General features: G+C 58.0%; 18 protein-coding genes. 10 read left to right on the forward strand and 8 right to left on the reverse strand.

Annotated elements, in window-relative coordinates; translation table 11 throughout:
• Nucleotides 1-92: 92 nt before the first annotated feature.
• The 5 genes from HGT1_RS06345 to HGT1_RS06365 all read right to left on the reverse strand — a co-directional run bounded on the left by HGT1_RS06345 (nucleotide 93) and on the right by HGT1_RS06365 (nucleotide 4,403).
• Complete coding sequence (locus HGT1_RS06345; protein ID WP_176249098.1) at nucleotides 93-1,133, reverse strand: substrate-binding domain-containing protein; 1,041 nt, start codon at nucleotides 1,131-1,133, stop codon at nucleotides 93-95.
• A 157-nt stretch (nucleotides 1,134-1,290) separates the two neighbouring features.
• The gene (locus HGT1_RS06350; RefSeq protein ID WP_176249099.1) at nucleotides 1,291-2,346 is read right to left on the reverse strand and encodes an ATP-binding protein; all 1,056 of its coding nucleotides are present in this window, start codon (nucleotides 2,344-2,346) and stop codon (nucleotides 1,291-1,293) included.
• A 3-nt stretch (nucleotides 2,347-2,349) separates the two neighbouring features.
• Nucleotides 2,350-2,871 (reverse strand): gamma carbonic anhydrase family protein, encoded by a 522-nt coding sequence (locus tag HGT1_RS06355; RefSeq protein WP_176249100.1) that lies wholly within the window; start codon nucleotides 2,869-2,871, stop codon nucleotides 2,350-2,352.
• Nucleotides 2,868-3,509, reverse strand: coding sequence for a guanylate kinase (gene gmk, locus HGT1_RS06360; protein WP_176249101.1), 642 nt, complete (start codon nucleotides 3,507-3,509; stop codon nucleotides 2,868-2,870). Before gmk ends, HGT1_RS06355 begins: the two co-directional genes overlap by 4 nt.
• Nucleotides 3,510-3,512: 3 nt before the next feature.
• A complete protein-coding gene (locus HGT1_RS06365; RefSeq protein ID WP_176249102.1) occupies nucleotides 3,513-4,403 on the reverse strand; it encodes a YicC/YloC family endoribonuclease in 891 nt (296 codons plus the stop codon).
• A gap of 260 nt (nucleotides 4,404-4,663) precedes the next feature.
• Between HGT1_RS06365 and HGT1_RS06370 the strand changes: the two genes are divergently transcribed.
• Nucleotides 4,664-5,320, forward strand: coding sequence for a PAS domain-containing protein (locus HGT1_RS06370; protein WP_176249103.1), 657 nt, complete (start codon nucleotides 4,664-4,666; stop codon nucleotides 5,318-5,320).
• Between the two features lie 105 nt (nucleotides 5,321-5,425).
• Here the strand turns inward: HGT1_RS06370 and HGT1_RS06375 are convergent, their stop codons facing one another.
• Nucleotides 5,426-6,796: a class II 3-deoxy-7-phosphoheptulonate synthase gene (locus HGT1_RS06375; RefSeq protein WP_176249104.1), complete on the reverse strand. Its 1,371-nt coding sequence runs from the start codon at nucleotides 6,794-6,796 to the stop codon at nucleotides 5,426-5,428.
• A gap of 199 nt (nucleotides 6,797-6,995) precedes the next feature.
• Between HGT1_RS06375 and HGT1_RS06380 the strand changes: the two genes are divergently transcribed.
• The 8 genes from HGT1_RS06380 to HGT1_RS06415 all read left to right on the forward strand — a co-directional run bounded on the left by HGT1_RS06380 (nucleotide 6,996) and on the right by HGT1_RS06415 (nucleotide 14,414).
• On the forward strand, nucleotides 6,996-8,000 hold the full coding sequence (locus tag HGT1_RS06380; RefSeq protein WP_176249105.1) for a GlxA family transcriptional regulator: 1,005 nt from the start codon (nucleotides 6,996-6,998) through the stop codon (nucleotides 7,998-8,000).
• 195 nt (nucleotides 8,001-8,195) lie between these two features.
• Nucleotides 8,196-9,389 (forward strand): ABC transporter substrate-binding protein, encoded by a 1,194-nt coding sequence (locus HGT1_RS06385; RefSeq protein WP_176249106.1) that lies wholly within the window; start codon nucleotides 8,196-8,198, stop codon nucleotides 9,387-9,389.
• A gap of 95 nt (nucleotides 9,390-9,484) precedes the next feature.
• Complete coding sequence (locus HGT1_RS06390) at nucleotides 9,485-10,258, forward strand: ABC transporter ATP-binding protein (RefSeq protein ID WP_176249107.1); 774 nt, start codon at nucleotides 9,485-9,487, stop codon at nucleotides 10,256-10,258.
• Nucleotides 10,255-10,821, forward strand: a complete 567-nt coding sequence (locus HGT1_RS06395) for a hypothetical protein (RefSeq protein ID WP_176249108.1) — start codon at nucleotides 10,255-10,257, stop codon at nucleotides 10,819-10,821. The genes HGT1_RS06390 and HGT1_RS06395 overlap by 4 nt, the downstream gene beginning before the upstream one ends.
• 11 nt (nucleotides 10,822-10,832) lie before the next feature.
• Nucleotides 10,833-11,654 (forward strand): ABC transporter ATP-binding protein, encoded by an 822-nt coding sequence (locus HGT1_RS06400; protein WP_176249109.1) that lies wholly within the window; start codon nucleotides 10,833-10,835, stop codon nucleotides 11,652-11,654.
• Nucleotides 11,655-11,656: 2 nt separating this feature from the next.
• Entirely contained in the window at nucleotides 11,657-12,103 is a 447-nt protein-coding gene (locus HGT1_RS06405) for a hypothetical protein (protein ID WP_176249110.1), read from the forward strand.
• A complete protein-coding gene (locus tag HGT1_RS06410; protein ID WP_176249111.1) occupies nucleotides 12,103-13,113 on the forward strand; it encodes a branched-chain amino acid ABC transporter permease in 1,011 nt (336 codons plus the stop codon). Before HGT1_RS06405 ends, HGT1_RS06410 begins: the two co-directional genes overlap by 1 nt.
• The gene (locus HGT1_RS06415) at nucleotides 13,110-14,414 is read left to right on the forward strand and encodes a branched-chain amino acid ABC transporter permease (protein WP_176249112.1); all 1,305 of its coding nucleotides are present in this window, start codon (nucleotides 13,110-13,112) and stop codon (nucleotides 14,412-14,414) included. The genes HGT1_RS06410 and HGT1_RS06415 overlap by 4 nt, the downstream gene beginning before the upstream one ends.
• Before the next feature lie 88 nt (nucleotides 14,415-14,502).
• Here HGT1_RS06415 and HGT1_RS06420 read toward each other — a convergent pair whose 3' ends face one another.
• On the reverse strand, nucleotides 14,503-16,044 hold the full coding sequence (locus HGT1_RS06420; RefSeq protein WP_176249113.1) for a helicase HerA-like domain-containing protein: 1,542 nt from the start codon (nucleotides 16,042-16,044) through the stop codon (nucleotides 14,503-14,505).
• A 448-nt stretch (nucleotides 16,045-16,492) separates the two neighbouring features.
• Here HGT1_RS06420 and HGT1_RS06425 point away from each other — a divergent pair, with 448 nt between their 5' ends.
• Entirely contained in the window at nucleotides 16,493-17,137 is a 645-nt protein-coding gene (locus HGT1_RS06425) for an invasion associated locus B family protein (RefSeq protein WP_176249114.1), read from the forward strand.
• An 81-nt stretch (nucleotides 17,138-17,218) separates the two neighbouring features.
• On the opposite strand, the gene HGT1_RS06430 is transcribed toward HGT1_RS06425, so the two are convergent.
• A complete protein-coding gene (locus HGT1_RS06430) occupies nucleotides 17,219-18,427 on the reverse strand; it encodes a beta-ketoacyl synthase (protein ID WP_176249115.1) in 1,209 nt (402 codons plus the stop codon).
• Between the last annotated feature and the right edge of the window lies 1 nt (nucleotide 18,428).

Genomic DNA, 18,428 nt, shown 5'->3' on the forward strand with positions numbered 1-18,428 from the left:
TCTAGAACGGGTTGTCGTATTTCAAATCTTGGCAGTCAGCAGCAGACAACCCGGAGAAGCAGTAACGCTCCTCCGGGTCATTTCAAAGAAGTTTAGGAACCGCCGCCCAAAACAGTTTCATTTGCAACTGTTTCTTGAACTGTGACCAGCTCCGGGTCGGACACAAGGCCGTATTCAGCCAAAGGACCATCAGGGCCCGCGATTTCATCGGCAACGAAGAATTCAGCGTATTCTTTCAGGCCCGGGATAACGCCGATATGCGCTTTCTTGACGTAAAAGAACAACGGGCGCGACACAGGGTAATCACCGGTCGAGATGCTTTCGACGGTTGGCTCGACGCCGCTCATTGTCGCAACGCTCAGCTTGTCTGTGTTGTTCTCGTAGAACGCCAGACCGAATACGCCGATGCCGTCTTTGTTGCTCTCGATACGGGCCAGAGTTTCGGTATAGTCACCGTCGATGTCCACGGATGTGCCATCGGTGCGGATCGCGATACAGGCTTTCTCGGCGGCTTTCTTGTCGTCGCCATTGGCCGCCTTGAACACGTCGAAATCACCTGTGGCTTCACAACCGGCCAGGATCACTTTTTCCTCGAATACTTCGCGTGTGCCGTGCTTGGTGCCCGGAATATAGGCCTGGATCGGCTGGTCAGGGAAGCTCGCGTTGACTTCGTTCCAGTTCTTGTTGGGGTTTGGCACGATTTCACCGTCAACAACGATGGTTTCGCTCAGCGCTTTGTACCAGTCTTCGGGTGTGAATTCGAATGTGTTGCCATTGATATCGGATGCAAACACGATGCCATCATAGCCGATGCGCACTTCGATGATGTCGGTCACGCCGTTGGCGGCACAGGCTTCAACTTCGGAGGATTTGATCTGACGCGATGCGTTTGCCACGTCGATCGTATTTTCGCCTACGCCTTCGCAAAACCGCTTGAGACCCGCCGAGGAGCCGCCGGATTCAACGACCGGTGTCGGGAAATCAAAGTTTTCGCCAAACGCTTCGGCGACGATGGACGCATAGGGCAGAACGGTGGAAGAACCGGCAACCTGTACCTGATCGCGGGCAACGGCAGCTGTTGCACAAACGGCGGAAATGGCCAGAGCGGATGTAGTGATTTTAACGAGCGACATGATGTCTCCTGTCAGCTTTGAATTCTTGACCACCCCCATGGTGATCTGGGTGCAGCACTACGGGGGCTACGTTTGGCTTTTGTGACACCAGTGTTACAGTTTTATGACATGGCAAGAAATCAAAAAGATTTCACGGCCCCGCTGCGCCTGATGCAGCTTATGCAGCCCCCAAAGGCATGTCCAAAGGCAGGATAACCGTGAATTGGCTGCCTTTTCCAAGCTCGCTGGTGATTTTCAGCCGTCCGCGATGCCGGTTCAGGATGTGTTTCACAATCGCCAACCCCAACCCCGTACCGCCAAGCGCACGGCTGCGGTGGCTGTCGGCGCGGTAGAAACGTTCGGTCAGGCGCGGGATGTGCAACGGGTCAATGCCGGGGCCGTGGTCTGTGACCGTCACCCGCACCGCAGGTCCGCGCAACGACGGATCACGCAGGGTGGTTTCCACGTCAACCTCGACGGTTTTGCCCTTGCCACCGTATTTTATCGCGTTCTCGATCAGATTGGTGAACACCTGCAAAAGCTGGTCCGAATCCCCGATCAACGGCAGTTCATCATCGGCCATGCGAGATACCAGCGTCACGTCAGCCTCGACCGCCAAGGGGTTCAGATTGCGCAAGGTCGATTGCACCACATAGCGCAGATCGACCTTTTGCGTGGGCCGCAGGCGTTCTTCGGATTCGACCCGGCTGAGGGACAAAAGATCGCCCACCAGACGGTTCATGCGTTCCGCCTCTCCGGTCATGATCCCCAGAAAACGGTCGCGGGCGGGCGCGTCATCGCGTGCCGGGCCGCTCAGGGTTTCGATGAACCCCATCAGCGCGGTCAGCGGCGTGCGCAATTCATGGCTGACATTGGCCACAAAATCGCGGCGCATCTGGCTGGCCTTGGTCACTTGGGTAATGTCCTGAAAGCTGAGCAAGACATAATCGGTGCCGGCGACCTTACTGACATGGACCTGAAACCGCGTGTCATTGCCGCCGTTAGTGGCCAGATAATGGGCCTCGCGGGGGGTGCCATCGCGCTGGCATTGTTCCACCGCATCCACCAACGTGGGCTGGCGCAAGACGTTGATATAATGGCGGTCCAAGGCGGCGGCCCCGACAAGGGCCTGCGCCGCCGCGTTCATCGCAACAATCCGTTCCGCACGGTCAATTGCAAGGGTCGGCAAAGGCAAAGCCGCCAGCAGATCAGGCAAAAGCGGGCGGATCGCCATGTGCTAGACTGGCTTTAGATCGCGGCGGAACCGGCGGGCGTTTTCCTGATAATGCAGCGCGCTGGCGGTCAGACCGGCAATGGCAGCCGCATCCAGATCGCGCACGACCTTGCCCGGCGCACCCATGACCAGCGACCCGTCAGGGATCACCTTGTTTTCCGTAATCAGCGCCCCTGCCCCGATCAGACAATTCTTGCCGATCTTGGCCCCGTTCAGGATCGTAGCCCCCATACCGACCAGCGAATTATCCCCGATGGTACAGCCATGCAGCATCACCTTGTGACCGATGGTGCAGTTTTCGCCAATGGTCAGCGGGCAGCCCGGATCAGTGTGAAACACGCTGTTTTCCTGCACATTGCTGCCTTTGCCGACTTTGATCAGCTCGTTATCGCCACGCAGGGTGCAGCCGAACCAGACTGACGTTCCGGCCTCGAGCACGACATTGCCGATCACATTTGCATCGGGTGCCACCCAGGCATCGGCATCTACGGTGGGGCTCAAATCGGCCAGGGCATATAGGGTCATTTCGTTTCCTCGAATTCAGCTTGCAACGCGCGAACATGATCCACCAGATTTGGCTGTTGTGAAAGCCGCAAACGCTCGGCGGTGATAATCGCCTTGAGCCGGGCCTCGGTATCGACCAGATCGTCGTTGATCAAAACATAATGGTAGCCATCCCAATGGCTGATCTCGTCCCAGCTTTTCTCCATCCGCAAGGCGATGGTTTCGGCATCGTCCTGACCGCGGGTTTCAAGGCGGCGGCGCAGTTCCTTGATCGAAGGCGGCAGGATAAAGATCGACAAGACATGCTGTTTCAGCGCCGAATTGCTGATTTGCTGTGCGCCCTGCCAATCGACGTCGAACAACACGTCGCGGCCATTGTCGATAGATTTTTGCACCGGCCCTTTGGGCGAGCCGTAGTAATTGCCAAAGACCCGCGCGTGTTCCAGCATCTCGCCGTCATTGACCATGCTGCGGAACTTGTCTTCGTTGGTGAAAAAGTAATCCTTGCCGTCGATTTCGCCCACACGCGGCGCGCGGGTGGTGGCCGAGACGGAAAATTGCAGCGATGCATCCCAGTCACGCAGCTTGCGTGCAAGGGTGGATTTCCCCGCCCCCGAGGGCGAGCTGAGGATGATCAAAAGGCCGCGGCGGTCGCTCATGGTTTACTCCACATTCTGTACTTGTTCGCGCATCTGGTCGATCACGGCCTTGAGCGCCAGCCCAACCCGCGTCAACGCGCTGTTCTGCGCCTTTGAGCACAATGTATTGGCCTCGCGGTTGAATTCCTGCATCAGGAAATCCAGCTTGCGCCCGACCGGCCCGCCCTGCACCAGCAGTTCGCGGGCGGCACCGATATGGGCGTGCAGACGGTCGATTTCTTCGGTCACATCGGATTTGACAGCGATCAGCGCCAGTTCCTGTGCCAACCTGTCCGCATCAACGCCGTCGCTGTTTTCCAGCACCCGCGCCAGATTGCGTTGCAGCGTTTGGGCCATCTCGGCCTTGCGGTCCTGTGCCATGGCTGCGGCTTGGGTGGTCAGGGTTTCAACCTCGGTCAGTTGGGCCTGTAACACGATTTCAAGAGCCGCCCCTTCGCTGGCGCGCATGGCGTTGAAATCAGCCAGAACCGCCGCAAATTCCGCCAGCAGGGTTTTGGCAAGGGTCGCCACATCATCAACCGTATTGGCCTGTTCCAGCACGCCGCGCATGGTCACGATATCGGTCGCCTTGGACGGGGCCAGCGACACGCCTGCATCCATGGCCCGCGCTTCGATCTGGTGCAGCGCGTCCAGCACCGTATCAAGCTGGGCGGCGTTCACGGTCAGACCGCCTGTGTTTTCATCACGCGCAATCCGCAGGTTGCAGGTCACATTCCCGCGCGCGACCGCGTCGCCCAACTGCTTGCGCAACCCCGCCTCAAGCCCGTCCACCCAATCGGGGACACGCAGGCGCAGATCCAGCCCCTTGCCGTTCACCGACCGCACTTCCCATCCCCAGCTATGGGGGGCCAACGCGCCATTTCCAGAGGCGAAACCGGTCATTGAACGTATCATAAAGAGATCCTGTCGGCTGTGGTGTCTTTGGGTGCCTTAAAAGCCAAAGCGCCAATTTGGGCAAGTCGAAAGCCGTGGGGGGCTTCGGGCAAACCCTAGCAAGAGATTAACCACTTCGTGCGATTTAACTGCAAATTTGTAACGAAATCGCTATGGATATCCCAAGGCGGTGGCAGGCCGTTTCGAAACAACGCTCCGCGATTGCGATGCCCTGCGGTCGCCTGGGTAAACGAATACAGTGAAAGAGACGAGCCAAATTCATGGATAACGACCCCCAAGACCCCCGGAATATTCTGAATATGACAGATTTTCACAGCGGCCACAGTTTTTCGGCAACGTCCCAGGTCGAAGCCTATTGGGATGCGTTGCGTCAGGATCAACTGCTGCCGCGGCGATCTGACATCGACCCGCGCGGGATCGAATCCGCTTTGGAATATGCCTTTATCCTTGAACGGGTCGCCCCCGGCGTGGCGCGGATGCGCATTGCGGGCAGCCATCTGAGCGATCTGATGGGCATGGAAGTGCGCGGCATGCCGATTACTGCGTTTCTATCGACCCAGTCGCGCCGCCGCTTCAGCGACATGATGGAGGAACTCTTTGAGACACCCGCAATCGGCACGCTGTCCCTCAGAAACGAAATTGGCCGCTCCGAAGGGCGCATGATCTTGCTGCCGTTGAAAAGCGACATGGGCGATGTCAGCCGCATGTTGGGGTGCTTTGTCACCAAGGGCGGCGTCTCTGACGACCCCTGCCGGTTCGAGATCGATAATATCCAGATCAGGCCGATCACGGTCAAACGCCCGCAGCCCCAACCGGCAGTCGAACCGGCACCACCGCCAATAACTCCCACCAGCACGCGCCTGGCGGGCGGCAAACGCAGTGTCCCCTATCTCAGACTGGTGAAATCCGACACATAGGCCCCGTTTCACAGCGATGTTTCACAGGCACAACGTTTCACAGGCACAAAAAAGCCGCGTATCGGGAAGATACGCGGCTTTTTCCTTGTCTCGGTTTTCGCAGGCTTAGCTTGCTGCTTTGGCCTGGTGTGCCGTCCGGCGCGCCGAAAGTTCCTCGGCGACAAGGAACGCCAGTTCCAGCGATTGGCTGGCGTTCAGACGTGGATCGCAGGCGGTGTGGTAGCGATCTGACAGGTCCTCGTCCTGCACGGCACGCACGCCGCCGGTGCATTCGGTCACGTCCTGGCCGGTCATCTCGAAATGTACGCCACCGGGCACGGTGCCCTCGGCGGCATGCACCCCAAAGAATTCGCGCACTTCACGCAGCACGGAATCGAAGGGTCGTGTTTTATAGCCGCTGGACGACTTGATGGTGTTGCCATGCATCGCGTCACAGGTCCAAACCACATTTGCGCCTTCTTGCTGAACCGTCTTGATCAGGCGCGGCAGGTGTTCACCCACATTGCCCGCACCGAACCGCGCGATCAGGGTCAGACGCCCCTCTTCGTTTTGCGGGTTCAGGGTTTTCATCAGCTTTTTCAAGTCGTCGCTGGTCATGGTCGGGCCGCATTTCAACCCGATGGGGTTTTGTACGCCACGGGCAAATTCAACATGCGCACCGTCGGGCTGACGGGTACGGTCGCCGATCCAGATCATGTGACCGGAACCCGCCAACCACTTGCCGGTCTGGCTGTCCTGACGGCACAGCGCCTCTTCATACTCGAGCAAAAGCGATTCGTGGCTGGTATAATATTCAACCGATTGCAGGGTATGCGCCGTCTCTGACGTCACACCGGCAGCCGCCATGAAATCCAGCGTGTCGGAAATACGGTTGGCGATTTCGCGGTATTTTTCGGCCTTTTCGCTTTCGGTAAAGCCCAAGGTCCAGCCGTGCACCTGATGCACATCCGCATAACCACCGGTCGAAAACGCGCGGATCAGGTTCAAGGTTGCCGCCGCCTGCGTATAAGCGCGCAACATCTTTTTGGGGTCGGGAATGCGGGCTTCGGGGGTGAAGTCCAAGCCGTTGATGATATCACCGCGGTAGCTGGGCAGCTCGACACCATCGACAACTTCGGTCGGGGCCGACCGCGGCTTGGCGAACTGGCCGGCCATACGACCCACCTTGATCACCGGTACCTTTGCACCATGGGTCAGAACGATCGCCATTTGCAGCATGACCTTGAACGTATCGCGGATCATGTCGCTGCTGAACTGTTCAAAGCTTTCGGCGCAATCGCCCCCCTGAAGCAAGAACGCCTCGCCCCGGCCAGCCGCCGCCAGATGCTTTTTCAACCGGCGCGCTTCGCCTGCAAAAACCAACAATGGATACCGGGACAATTCGGCCTCGACCGCCTGCAATTCAGTCTGGTCTGGATAGTCGGGCATCTGGATCCGCGGTTTGTCGCGCCAGCTTGATTTTGTCCAATCGGTCATCTCATCTCTCCGAAGTAGGAATTGCGCCGGGTGTCCAGCGCTAACGGTTGAATTTATCGTATACAAAAGCCTGCGCCCGGTGACCAGAACGGAATTCCACCTATTGACCTTGCGCCCGCCCCGTGGGCAATGTTTTCGTCGGGTTTTACGGGAGAAAAACCTGGACACCTAAAACTCTGTATTTCCTGAAAGGGCAACGATGACAGACGTCAAATCGGCCATCCGCGTTCCGGTCAATGAAGACAAACCCAAGCTGTTTGTGTTTGTCTTGCTCGAAAACTTCACTTTGCTGAGCTTTGCTTCGGCGGTTGAATGTTTGCGCATTGCGAACCGGATGGCGGGCCGAACTGCTTATGACTGGCGTTTGATCGGGGAAAGCGGCACCTATGTCAGCTGCTCTGCGGGGGCACAATTTACCCTCGATGGCGATCTGGGCGACGTGCGCCGCGAAGACACGCTTGTGGTGTGCAGCGGCATCGACGTGCAATCGGCCACCACCAAGAAACTGCTGGGCTGGCTGCGCCGCGAGGCCCGCAAGGGCATGATGATCGGCGGGCTGTGCACGGCGGCCTTTACCCTTGCCAAAGCCGGTTTGCTGGATGGCAAGAAAGCGACGATCCATTGGGAGAACCAGGACAGTTTCACTGAAGAATTCGAAGAGGTGAACCTGACAAAGTCGGTTTTTGTCGTCGATGGCAACCGCATGACCACCGCAGGCGGCACGTCCTCAATCGACCTGATGCTGAAACTGATTGCCGATGATCTGGGCGAAGATCTGGCCAATGCGGTCGCCGACCAGCTCATCTATTCCTCGATCCGCACCGATCAGGATACCCAGCGTCTGTCCGTGCCCACCCGCATCGGCGTGCGCCACCCCAAGCTCAGCCAGGTCATCCAGATGATGGAAGGCAATATCGAAGAGCCGATCAGCCCCTCGACCCTGGCCCGTGATGTGGGCATGTCCACCCGCCAGCTTGAACGCCTGTTCCGCCGCTATCTGAACCGCAGTCCCAAGCGGTACTATATGGAACTGCGCCTGCAAAAAGCCCGCAACCTGCTGATGCAAACCGATATGAGCGTGATCAACGTGGCGCTGGCCTGCGGCTTTGCCTCGCCCTCGCATTTCTCCAAATGCTACCGCGCGCATTACGACACCACGCCCTACCGCGAACGCGGGTCCCATGCGGCGCGATTGTCGATCTGAGAACAAAGCCAGAGCGCCGGAAAACCGGATCGGACAAGGGGAACGCCCCTCAAAGGTGAATCCCACACCAGAAGAACGGTTTTCTCGTAAATCACCCCCAGATGACCCATCGTGAACGCCTGATAGCACTTTTCTTTTCCAATATCCCCGCATAGGCTCCGTTTTGAACATAAAGTTCCAACACGGGAGACAACCATGAAAAAGATGCTTATGGCCACAACGGCTGCAGCACTATTTGCGACGGGCGCTTACGCGGGCTCGCATTCCAACGAAGTTAAACTGGGGATCGTATTCGGCTTTACCGGCCCGATTGAATCCCTGACCGGGCCGATGGCGTCCGGTGCCGAAATGGCCATGAAAGAAGTCACCGACAGCGGCAAGCTGATGGGCGGCGCAACCGTAACGCCCCTGCGTGCGGATTCGGGTTGTATTGATAACGCGCTGGCCGTGGCCGGTGCTGAACGTCTGATCGCCGAAGGCATCAACGGTCTGATCGGTGCGGATTGTTCCGGTGTAACCGGTGCGGTTTTGCAAAACGTCGCTATTCCAAACGGCATGGCAATGATCTCGCCTTCCGCCACATCGCCCGGTCTGTCCACAATGGAAGACAACGGCTTGTTCTTCCGCACCTCCCCATCGGATGCGCGTGAAGGTCAGGTTATGGCAGAAATCCTGCAAGAGCGTGGCGTGAAATCCATCGCGCTGACCTACACCAACAACGACTATGGCAAGGGTCTTGCTGACGCGATCCAGACTTCGTTCGAGGCAATCGGCGGTGAAGTCACCATCGTTGCAGCCCATGAAGACGGCAAAGCCGATTACTCTGCCGAAGTTGGCGCGCTGGCATCTGCCGGTGGCGAAATCCTGGTTGTTGCGGGTTACCTTGACCAAGGCGGTCCTGGCATCATCAACGCCGCGCTGGACACAGGTGCATTCGACACATTCGGCCTGCCCGGCGGGATGATCGGTGACACATTGCCCGGTCGTATCGGTGACGATCTGAACGGCTCCTACGGCCAGATCGCCGGTTCCGAAGGTCAAGGCATCGAAGTCTTCACCAAAATGGCCGAAGACGCGGGCTTTAACGGCACATCGCCTTACACACCAGAATCGTATGACGCAGCGGCGCTGTTCTTGCTGGCCATGCAGGCGGCAAACTCGACCGATCCAGCGGCTTACGGCCCAAAGATCCTCGACGTTGCCAACGCACCGGGCGAAAAAATCTATCCTGGTGAACTGGCAAAAGCGCTTGAGCTGATCGCGGCTGGCACGGATATCGACTATGTCGGCGCATCCGCGGTCGAACTGATCGGACCCGGTGAATCTGCGGGTACCTACCGCATGATCGAAGTCAAAGACGGCGTGATCGAAACCATCGGTTTCAAATAAGCCTTTAGACGCTAAAATGACAGCAGTCCGGGCAACCGGGCTGCTGTTTTCAAAAGTTTACCGCGCATCTACGACGCGGACACAGGGATAGTCATATGATCGTCGTTGACGATGTACACAAACACTTCGGTGGCTTTCATGCCGTCGACGGGGCCAGCCTGACCATTGGCAAAGGCACAATCACCGGATTGATCGGCCCCAACGGCGCGGGAAAAACCACTCTTTTCAATGTGATCGCAGGCGTTCTTAAACCAACGTCGGGCCGTGTCACGATGGATGGCGAAGACATCACCGGCCTGCCGCCCCACGAATTATTCCACAAAGGGTTGCTGCGTACCTTCCAGATTGCCCATGAATTTTCCTCGATGACCTGCCGCGAGAACCTGATGATGGTGCCCGGCGATCAGGTGGGCGAAACACTCTGGAACACCTGGTTTGGCCGCAAACGCATCGCCGATCAGGAACGCGCCCTGCGCGCCAAGGCCGACGAAGTGCTGGAATTTCTGACCGTCGAACATCTGGCCGAGCAAAAGGCCGGTCAAATCTCGGGTGGTCAGAAAAAACTGCTGGAACTTGGCCGCACCATGATGGTTGACGCCAAGATCGTGTTTCTGGACGAGGTCGGCGCAGGCGTGAACCGCACGCTGCTCAATACCATTGGCGACGCGATTATCCGGCTCAATCAGGAACGCGGCTATACTTTTGTGGTTATCGAACACGACATGGATTTCATCGGCCGCCTGTGTGATCCGGTGATCTGCATGGCCGAAGGCAAGGTTCTGGCCCAAGGCACCCTGCCCGAGATCAAAGCCAACGAACAAGTCATCGAAGCCTATCTTGGCACGGGCCTCAAGAACAAGACCGCATGAAGTACCGTTTCGCACTTCTGACACTCACCGCCGCTTTGGCGTTGCCGCAGGCGTCCCTTGCCTGTGCGCAACTGTCTGCGGACGTGTGGATGTGCGACCGGGGCACCGCGTGGGAAGCCGCCAAATGGGACGTCATTGGCGATGGATCCACGCGCTATATCGAAGACTATATCCTGAACTTCACTCAGGAATGGCCGGGGTTCGAGATCACCGACAGCGTGGCCACCCTTGATGAACAATTCGCGACCTATTCCCAATGGGTTGCGGCCGACGACAGTGCCCCCTTGGAAGTTTTGCAGGTCGACAAGATCGTAACCCCGCGCGGGCTGACCCTGCGCCACCTGCAATATGACAAGATCAACGGCGACCGTACCCTCAGCGCGGTGATGCTGTCGCAGGTCGGCCCTGCACGGATCATGCTGTATCTGGATACGGCTGACACAACACCGCTTGAGGACATGGAAAAGATGTCCTTTGACGTGGCGATGATGCTGCGCGACACCTGCGAGGACGCTCTGTCTTGCGCTGACAACATAGACCCGCCCACCAGCGGCACCGACTGAAAGAGGCTGACATGAGCGACCCATATGGTGATCGAGGTAACAAAGACCTCTCGATCGGCAATACCAAAGGCCAAGGCACGGCGCAGCCCGTCAGACAGGGCGGCAAAAGCCATGCGGCCCCCGGTGGCCCCTTCCTGATTGGCGAGGCCATGACGGGCGGCTATGGCAAAGGGCCCGATATTCTGCACGACTGCACCATTGCCGTGGAAAAAGGCGAAATCGCCGTGATCGTCGGCCCCAATGGCGCGGGCAAATCCACCGCGATGAAGGCCGTGTTCGGGATGCTGGACGTGCGTCAGGGTCACGTGCGGCTGGACGGCGAAGACATCACCGCCCTGTCGCCGCAGGACCGCGTGGCCAAGGGCATGGGGTTCGTGCCGCAAACCTCGAATATCTTTACCTCGATGACCGTCGAGGAAAACCTCGAGATGGGTGCCTTTATCCGCCGCGACGATTTCCGCGATACCATGGCGCAGGTCTATGACCTGTTCCCGATCCTCAAGGACAAGCGCTATCAGGCGGCGGGTGAATTGTCGGGCGGCCAGCGCCAGCAAGTCGCCGTGGGCCGTGCGTTGATGACCCAGCCCAAGGTTTTGATGCTGGACGAACCCACCGCAGGCGTCAGCCCCATCGTGATGGATGAATTGTTCGACCGCATTATCGAAGTCGCGCGCACCGGTATCCCGATCCTCATGGTGGAACAAAACGCCCGCCAAGCGCTTGAAATCGCGGACAAAGGTTATGTTCTGGTGCAAGGGGCCAATGCGTTTACCGGCACTGGCAAGGAACTGCTGAACGACCCCGAAGTCCGCAAATCGTTCTTGGGGGGATGAGAATGCGACTGATCCTTTCCCTTGCGTTGATCGCCTGCGCGCCCGTTTTCGCGCAGGCCAGCGATGTCGTCGATGATCATGCCGACAGCGCGCCCGCAGACAGTCTCACGATCGAGACAGCCCCCTTCCGGCAGGAAATCAAGCGCCAGTGCAATTTCGTCACCGAATGCGTTGAAAACGAACCCTGCACCGAAACCGAATTCACCCCTGTGATTACAGGCATGGGCGGCGGATTATCTCCGGATGATCTGGTGGTTCAGGCCCAAATGGTCACCGACGCGGAAACGGTAGAAATGCTGGGCGTTACTTCGGGAAAATCGATCTCGTTGTCGGGGGGGACTTTTGCAGCGCGCCACCTGATCACGATCACTGAAAACGGTGCCACGCGCTATACCGTGCATTATGCTGACGGGCCTTTCGTCATCAGCTATCTAGGGACATGCAACTGATGGATTTTTTGAACGCTTTTGTAGCACTGGCCAACTACGTGCTGGTCCCCGGCATCGCCTATGGCTCGCAGCTTGCGCTTGGTGCGCTTGGGGTGACACTGGTTTACGGCATCTTGCGATTTTCGAACTTTGCCCATGGCGATACCATGGCGCTTGGGGCGATGTCGGCGGTGCTGATCACCTGGGGGTTTCAGGCCATCGGTCTGCACCTGTGGGTGCTGCCAACCGCATTGCTGGCCCTGCCCTTTGCGATTTTGCTGACCATCGGGTTGCTGCTAGGCACCGACCGCGTCGTCTATCGCTTTTACCGCGAGAAGAAGGCCAAGCCGGTGATTTTCGTGATCGTGTCACTGGGGGTGACGTTCATCTATAACGGCATCACGCGGTTTATCATCGGGTCTGACGACAAGAATTTCCTTGATGGCGAACGTTTCATCATCTCGGCACGGACTTTTAAAAAGATGACCGGTCTGGAAGAAGGTCTGGCGATCAAGACCACCCAGGGGCTGACCGTGATCACCGCCATTATCGTGGTTGCGGTGTTGTTCTGGTTCCTGAACAAAACCCGGTCGGGCAAATCCATGCGCGCCTATTCCGATAACGAGGATCTGGCGCTGCTGTCAGGGATCAACCCCGAACGTGTGGTGATGATCACATGGATCATCGTGGCCTGCCTGGCGACCACCGCGGGCGTTCTCTATGGCCTTGATAAGTCGTTCAAACCCTTCACCTATTTCCAACTGCTGCTGCCGATCTTTGCCTCGGCTATTGTGGGCGGTCTTGGCAACCCTGTGGGGGCCATCGCCGGTGGTTTCGTCATCGCCTTTTCCGAAGTCACCATCACCTATGCGTGGAAAAAGGTTTTGGGGTATATGATGCCCGCAGGCATGGAGCCGGACGGGTTGGTCCAACTCTTGTCCACCGACTATAAATTCGCCGTCAGCTTTGTGATCTTGTTGATCGTGTTGCTGTTCAAACCCACAGGTCTGTTCAAGGGGCAATCGGTATGAACGAGACGCTTAGAAACACCGCATTATTCGCGATTATTGCAGCCCTGATCGTCTATACCGGCTTTGCACAAAGCTGGAACGCGGCGCTGCTGATTATCTCCATGGGGCTGATTTCCAGCATCATGGCCTTGGGCGTGAACCTGCAATGGGGTTTTGCCGGCCTGTTTAACGTGGGCATCATGGGCTTTGTCGCCTTGGGGGGGCTGGCGGCGGTTCTGATCGGCATGCCCGCCACCGAAGGCGCGTGGTCTGCGGGGGGCTGGGGTATTCTGGGTGCCCTGCTGCTGGGGGCTGGCACCGTGATTGCAGCCGTTCAGGTGATGAAACGCATGGCCAAGGGCTGGCGGCGCACTGTTGTGGTTCTGGTGGTTCTGATCGGCGGGTTCTTTTTGTTCCGTGCCGTGTTTGACCCGTCGGTCGCGGCGGTCGAAGCCGTCAATCCTGCGCATACCGGATATCTTGGCGGGCTTGGCCTGCCTGTGATCATCGCCTGGCCCGTGGGCGGCTTGTTCGCCGCCGGGGCCGCTTGGGTGATCGGGAAGACCGCGCTTGGCTTGCGGTCGGATTATCTGGCCATTGCGACCCTTGGCATCGCCGAGATCATCATTGCCGTCCTCAAGAACGAAGACTGGCTGTCGCGCGGCGTGAAAAACGTCATCGGCATCCCGCGTCCCGTTCCCTACGAGATCGACCTGCAAAACAATCCCGGCTTTGTTGAACGCGCCGCCGGTTTCGGATTTGATCCCGTCGAAGGGTCAACGCTTTGGGTCAAGTTCCTGTACATCGTGCTGTTCGCGGCGGTGCTGTTGCTGTTGCTATGGATGAGCCAGCGGGCGCTGAACTCCCCCTGGGGCCGGATGCTGCGCGCGATCCGCGACAATGAAGTCGCCGCCGAAGCCATGGGCAAGGACGTCACCGCGCGGCATTTGCAAGTGTTCATCCTTGGCTCTGCCATCTGCGGGATTGCGGGTGCTATGATGACCACCTTGGACAGCCAGCTGACACCGGGGTCTTACCAGCCGTTGCGCTTTACCTTTTTGATCTGGGTGATGGTGATTGTCGGCGGGTCCGGCAACAACTTCGGGGCCGTCTTGGGCGGGTTCCTGATGTGGTACCTGTGGGTCATGGTAGAGCCGATGGGCCTTTGGCTGATGAACATGATCACCTATGGCATGAACGACGGCTATTGGTTGAAAGACCACCTGATCGAATCCGCCGCCCATATGAGGTTGATGACCATGGGTGCGGTGCTGTTGCTGGTCTTGCGGTTCAGCCCGCGCGGGTTGATCCCCGAAAAATAGGGTTCAGAGTCTGAACAAAGAAAAGGCCTTATCCCCCGGGGGATAAGGCCAGCCTTCGGCGAGGATTTTAGTCCATTTGGAATGGGGCCTAGCGCCCTTTGAACAAGCCGCCCAGGATACCGCGAACGATGCGCCGTCCTGTGGTGCCTTTCAGTTCCTTTATCACAACATTTGCAATCGCCCCCCCGAAGCTTTCGCCTTTTTTGTCGGCGGGTTTGGAGGTCGAGCGGTCAACGCCTTTGCCCGCATAGCGGCGCGCGGCATTGAATTCGCGCAAGGTGGGTGTGGCTTCTTCTGCTTCCGCTTCGGCTGCGGCGGCTTTGGCGGCGTCATCAGCACGTTTGGCCAACATCTCGAAGGCGGATTCGCGATCTAGGCGGGTGTTGTATTTCGTGGCCATGGCGCTTTGCGCCATCAGGGCGGCGCGTGTCGCGTCATCAATCGGGCCAAGCTGGGAGGACGGCGGGCGGATCAGTGTACGTTCGACAATCCCCGGCACCCCTTTTTTCTGCAACATCGAGGTCACGGCCTCCCCGACGCCGACCTCGCGGATCGCTTCTTCGGTGTCGAAGCGCGGGTTCTCGCGGTAGGTTTGCGCGGCCATGCGCAGTTCCTTGCGGTCCTTGGCGGTAAAGGCGCGCAAGGCGTGCTGGATGCGGTTGCCAAGCTGGCCAAGGATGTCTTCGGGGACGTCAGCAGGGTTTTGGGTGATGAAATAGACGCCGACACCTTTGGAGCGGATCAGCCGCGCGACCTGTTCGACCTTGTCCACCAAGGCTTTGGGGGCGTCGTCGAACAGCAGGTGGGCTTCGTCAAAGAAGAACACCAGCTTGGGTTTATCCGGATCGCCGACTTCGGGAAGTTCTTCGAACAGTTCTGACAGCAGCCACAACAGGAAGGTGGCATAGAGCTTGGGCGAGCTCATCAGCTTGTCGGCGGCCAGAATGTTGATGAACCCGCGCCCGTCGGAATCGGTGCGCATCAGATCGGAGAGTTCGAGCGCCGGTTCCCCAAACAGATCGGCGGCACCCTGGTTTTCCAACACCAGCAAGCGGCGTTGGATCGTGCCCACCGATGCGGCAGAGACATTGCCATAACGCAGGGCAAGGGTGGAGGCGTTTTCACCGACCCAGACCAGCAGCGCCTGTAGATCCTTGAGATCAAGCAGCGGCATGCCGTCTTCGTCTGCCACGCGAAAGGCGATGTTCAAAATGCCCTCTTGCGCCTCGCTCAGGCCCAGCAACTGCCCCAGCAGCAGCGGTCCCATCTCGGAGACTGTCGTGCGCACCGGGTGGCCTTGTTCGCCGAACATATCCCAGAACGCGACCGGGAAAGACGCATATGCAAAATCGTCAAAGCCGATTTTCTTGGCGCGCTCCGTAAAGGGACCGTGCAGCTTGTGGGTCTCGGAACCGGCACTGGCGAGGCCGGAAAGATCACCTTTGACATCAGACAGGAACACCGGCACGCCCTGGGCCGAAAACCCTTCGGCCAGAATTTGCAGCGTTACGGTTTTACCCGTCCCCGTCGCCCCCGCAATCAGCCCGTGGCGGTTGGCATAGCCAAGGCTCAGAAACTGCTGCGTGGCATAGTCTGGGCCGCCGCCCCCGATAAAGATATCATTTGTCACGTATTCATCATCCTTTTAGGTCCCGCCGCAGCGGGCAAAGTGCCGCATAAGCATACAAACTTAACGTTTGTGTACCATAGTGAATATGTTCCGGATCGACATGTCCTTTTGATCCGTGAACACTTCCTCCCTGTCAGACTGGCCGTGCCTTCGGGTACGGCCTTTTTTTGCTGCGGCGCAGCATAAGTATCCGACAATGTTGCATATTTCCTATTGACCGCCCTTGTGCGCTTTCGTAACCTTCCCTCAATAAGTCGGCCCAGTCCGACGGGGAGAAAAGAAGAACAGGGAAAAGGGCGCTTTGCGTCCTTTTTTCTTTTCGGGCCCCGGATTTTCTTGTGACATCAGCAAGAAACTGCCGGATCGTTTTGCAATGCCAGCGTATCTTGCCTGACATTCATTTTATGACATGGTAAATGCTATTAAATTTAACTGATTTGGACCAAGCATGAACAAGTATTTGAACATCCTTCCCCTTTGTGCAGCATTGGCTATGACCCTGCCTGTGGCGTCTTTCGCGCAAACCGCAACGACTGAAACCACAACAGAAACACCGGCTCCGGAAACAAAGACCGCGCCGGTGACCAGCACGATTGAATCGCAGCTCAGCATGGGTGACGAGACCGAGGCCAATACCGATGTTGGCAAGCCTTACACCAAAGAGGTGATCGGTTCGTGGGAAATGCGCTGCATCAAGACCGAGCAAGAGACCGACCCCTGCCAGATGTATCAGTTGATGGATGACGGCCAGGGCGTGCCCGTGGCCGAATTCTCGTTGTTCCGCTTGCCCGATGGCGGCAAGGCCACGGCAGGTGCAACGGTTGTTGTTCCGCTGGAAACAGCCCTGACCTCCCAGCTGAGCATTTCTGTCGATGGCGGCAAAGCGCGCCGCTACCCTTATGCCTTTTGTAACCCCGTTGGTTGCTATGTCCGCATGGGTCTGACCGCCGACGATATTGCAGCCTTCAAGCGTGGCAAAGAGGCGGTGATCACCATCGTGCCGGCATTGGCACCTGACCAGACTGTAGAACTGGCCCTGTCGCTGGACGGCTTTACAGCATCCTTTGACAAGTCATCGGTTATTGAACAGTAAATCTGGTTCTCTTTCACATGATCCAAGGCCGTCTCGTCACCGGGGCGGTCTTTTTTATGCGCCCTGCCCTAGGTTATGCCGCTAGATTTTGCGTAACGCGATCACAGCGTTCATGCCGCCAAAGGCAAAGGCATTCGACAGGGCGACCGTAACCTTGGCATCACGGGCGACATTGGGGACCACATCAAGGGCGCATTCGGGGTCGGGTTCCTGATAGCCGATCGTGGGGGCAATGACCCCGTCACGCAGCGCCATGATACAGGCCAGCAATTCAACAGCGCCCGTGCCACCGATCAGATGCCCGTGCATTGACTTGGTCGAACTGATCATCAATCGGTCTGCATGGGCCCCGAACACATCCGCCACAGCCGCGCATTCGGTTTTGTCATTGGCTGTCGTGCCCGTGCCATGGGCGTTGATATAGCCGACCTGATCCCCGTTGATTTGCGCGTCTTGCAATGCGCCCTTCATTGCGCGGGCGGCCCCTGCTTTGGATGGCATCACGATATCGCTGGCATCCGATGTCATGGCAAAGCCGATCACCTCGCACAGGATATCGGCACCGCGGGCGCGGGCGTGGTCATAATCCTCGAATACGAAAACCCCTGCCCCTTCGCCCTGGACCATCCCGTTGCGGTTGGCTGAAAACGGGCGGCAGGCATCGCGGCTCATGACGCGCAGACCTTCCCAGGCTTTGACCCCGCCAAAGCACAGCATTGATTCAGACCCGCCGGTGACCATCACCGGGGCCATGCCAGAGCGCACCATCGCGAAGGCCTGAGCCATCGCGTGATTGGAGGACGCACATGCCGTCGAAACCGTAAACGACGGCCCCTTGAGGTTATGTTCCATGCTCACATGGGCAGCGGCCGCGTTGTTCATCAGCTTGGGCACGACAAAGGGGTGAACGCGGTTTTTGCCTTCTTCATAGACGGCGCGGTAATTGTCGTCCCAGGTGCTGACACCGCCGCCAGCCGTTCCCAAGACAACCCCCGCTTTCGCAGACAATTCGCCAGAAAACGTCAGGCCGGATTGATCAATCGCCTGTTTTGCAGCGGCAAGGGTGAATTGCGTGAAGCGATCGTATAGCGACATTTGCTGGCGGTTATAGCGGGCTTCGGCTTCGAAATTCTTGACCTGACCGCCGATCTGGATCGACAGCCGATCGACATCGCGAAATTCAAGCGGGCCAATGCCGCAGACACCGTTTTGCATGGCGGCCATCGTGTCTGGCACATTCAGGCCAAGCGCGTTGATCGTCCCGGCCCCGGTGATGACTACACGTTTCACA

Origin of the sequence: Sulfitobacter sp. HGT1, assembly GCF_013282155.1 — a bacterium.
Classification (GTDB): domain Bacteria; phylum Pseudomonadota; class Alphaproteobacteria; order Rhodobacterales; family Rhodobacteraceae; genus Sulfitobacter.

What these genes read in the sequence shown, in the direction of transcription:
- HGT1_RS06400 (WP_176249109.1), top strand. Translation starts at nt 10,833, where the DNA reads ATGAGCGACCCATATGGTGATCGAGGTAACAAAGACCTCTCGATCGGC.
- HGT1_RS06405 (WP_176249110.1), top strand. Translation starts at nt 11,657, where the DNA reads ATGCGACTGATCCTTTCCCTTGCGTTGATCGCCTGCGCGCCCGTTTTC.
- HGT1_RS06355 (WP_176249100.1), bottom strand. Translation starts at nt 2,871, where the DNA reads ATGACCCTATATGCCCTGGCCGATTTGAGCCCCACCGTAGATGCCGAT.
- HGT1_RS06380 (WP_176249105.1), top strand. Translation starts at nt 6,996, where the DNA reads ATGACAGACGTCAAATCGGCCATCCGCGTTCCGGTCAATGAAGACAAA.
- HGT1_RS06395 (WP_176249108.1), top strand. Translation starts at nt 10,255, where the DNA reads ATGAAGTACCGTTTCGCACTTCTGACACTCACCGCCGCTTTGGCGTTG.
- HGT1_RS06345 (WP_176249098.1), bottom strand. Translation starts at nt 1,133, where the DNA reads ATGTCGCTCGTTAAAATCACTACATCCGCTCTGGCCATTTCCGCCGTT.
- HGT1_RS06410 (WP_176249111.1), top strand. Translation starts at nt 12,103, where the DNA reads ATGGATTTTTTGAACGCTTTTGTAGCACTGGCCAACTACGTGCTGGTC.
- HGT1_RS06350 (WP_176249099.1), bottom strand. Translation starts at nt 2,346, where the DNA reads ATGGCGATCCGCCCGCTTTTGCCTGATCTGCTGGCGGCTTTGCCTTTG.
- HGT1_RS06365 (WP_176249102.1), bottom strand. Translation starts at nt 4,403, where the DNA reads ATGATACGTTCAATGACCGGTTTCGCCTCTGGAAATGGCGCGTTGGCC.
- HGT1_RS06385 (WP_176249106.1), top strand. Translation starts at nt 8,196, where the DNA reads ATGAAAAAGATGCTTATGGCCACAACGGCTGCAGCACTATTTGCGACG.
- HGT1_RS06370 (WP_176249103.1), top strand. Translation starts at nt 4,664, where the DNA reads ATGGATAACGACCCCCAAGACCCCCGGAATATTCTGAATATGACAGAT.
- HGT1_RS06425 (WP_176249114.1), top strand. Translation starts at nt 16,493, where the DNA reads ATGAACAAGTATTTGAACATCCTTCCCCTTTGTGCAGCATTGGCTATG.
- HGT1_RS06390 (WP_176249107.1), top strand. Translation starts at nt 9,485, where the DNA reads ATGATCGTCGTTGACGATGTACACAAACACTTCGGTGGCTTTCATGCC.
- HGT1_RS06375 (WP_176249104.1), bottom strand. Translation starts at nt 6,796, where the DNA reads ATGACCGATTGGACAAAATCAAGCTGGCGCGACAAACCGCGGATCCAG.
- HGT1_RS06415 (WP_176249112.1), top strand. Translation starts at nt 13,110, where the DNA reads ATGAACGAGACGCTTAGAAACACCGCATTATTCGCGATTATTGCAGCC.
- gmk (WP_176249101.1), bottom strand. Translation starts at nt 3,509, where the DNA reads ATGAGCGACCGCCGCGGCCTTTTGATCATCCTCAGCTCGCCCTCGGGG.